Raw genomic sequence first — 1436 nt, 5'->3', positions numbered from 1 at the left:
TATGCTTCAACCCAGAATAACTTAGGAACGGCTTACTGGAATCTAGCGCAACATCAATCACCAGTGCCGAATTTAAAGAAAGCGATCGCAGCCTACCAAGAAGCCATCTCTCATCATGACACCACATCCAATCCTCAGAATTGGGCAATGATTCAAAATAACCTGGGTACGACTTACTGGAGTCTTGCCCAGCACGAACAACCAACAGTCTGGTTGAAGCTAGCCATATATGCCTATCAAGATGCTCTCAAATACCGGAAACCGGAGGTTGACCCAGCTGGCTATGCTGCAACCCAGAATAACCTAGGTACCGCCTACTGGCACTTAGCCGACCAGTTAAAGGAGGAATATGGGGCAAAAGCAGAATACTTTAAGCAATGTATAACGGCTTATGAAAATGCTCTTGCGATCGCAGGATATCAACCACACCCTTCTGACCAAGTCTCTAACCATAACAGATCACCTGTACCAGTTAATTTTGATATTATAGCTACCTACAACAACTTGGGGCTAGTTAATTTCCAGCTAGCGACACACCCACAATTTTCCTTAAGCAAAGGGTCTAAGTTAACTCATTTAGAAGCTGCCCTACACCAACATGTCCAAGCTTGTATGGGTACAGTTGAGCAACCGGAAACCTACCAAATTTCTCTGAATTACCTAATCCACACCATTCGAGCATTCTCTCGGGAAAATGGTCCTGCGGGACAAAGCTTTGCCCTTTCTAAAGTGCCAGGTCAGCTATTACCAGAAATTTTGCATCGCCTATAGGGTTTGTCTCTGGGTTGTAAACACACGAATTGGGGCAAAAGGCAAAAGGCAATAGGCATGCTAGCAATAGGGGAAAGAGAACCTCAGTTTTATTGTCCAATAAAAAAAGACCATACAGGTTTCCATCTCAAATACCAACGCTATAGGAGCCTAGTAATTTAAATTTAAATTTAAATTACCAATTCTAGATATCAAAAATTATCACAAATAATTTTTGATGCCATATTCCCTACTCTCTGCTCCCTTTGCTAGCCCAATTCCCAAATTTATAATTCTAAAAAGATAGTTCACCATCTTGATCATATTGTAACTGTTGAGGCTTGTTGTGAATCTTTCTAGGAAACGGTCTTGGATCAGGTTGATTTTCGGCTACTGATGATTGGGGTTGCTCTTGGTCAAAGATAGCCTGAGTATCATTGACAAACGATTCTACTAATGGCTCCTTGGGCATCACTTCATTATTACTCAGCTCATCATTTAAATCAATAATTTCTCCGCCAAAACAATCTTTAATTTTCCCTAAAGCTTGCTCTATTTGATCAGCATCCCAGTCTAAGTCAGAGAAATCATAACCTCCCTTGGATAATACAGTGTCCACTGCTTCAGATGCTTCAGAATTGCTAGGAGGGGCAAGGTTTTCTGGCTGGGATGGTTGGGAGGAGGGA

At 41.9% G+C, this 1436-nt stretch carries 2 protein-coding genes; one reads left to right on the top strand and one right to left on the bottom strand.

Annotated elements, in window-relative coordinates; all coding sequences use genetic code 11:
• On the top strand, positions 1-771 hold a 771-nt coding region (locus tag F6K20_RS38395), incomplete at its 5' end, for a tetratricopeptide repeat protein (protein WP_287298421.1).
• A 274-nt stretch (positions 772-1045) separates the two neighbouring features.
• Here F6K20_RS38395 and F6K20_RS38390 read toward each other — a convergent pair.
• A partial coding sequence (locus tag F6K20_RS38390; RefSeq protein ID WP_287298419.1) for a hypothetical protein occupies positions 1046-1436 on the bottom strand: 391 nt, incomplete at its 5' end.

The organism is Moorena sp. SIO2C4 (assembly GCF_010672485.1).
GTDB classification, from domain to species: Bacteria; Cyanobacteriota; Cyanobacteriia; order Cyanobacteriales; family Coleofasciculaceae; genus Moorena; species Moorena producens.
This window is presented reverse-complemented; position numbering and strand designations above follow the sequence as displayed.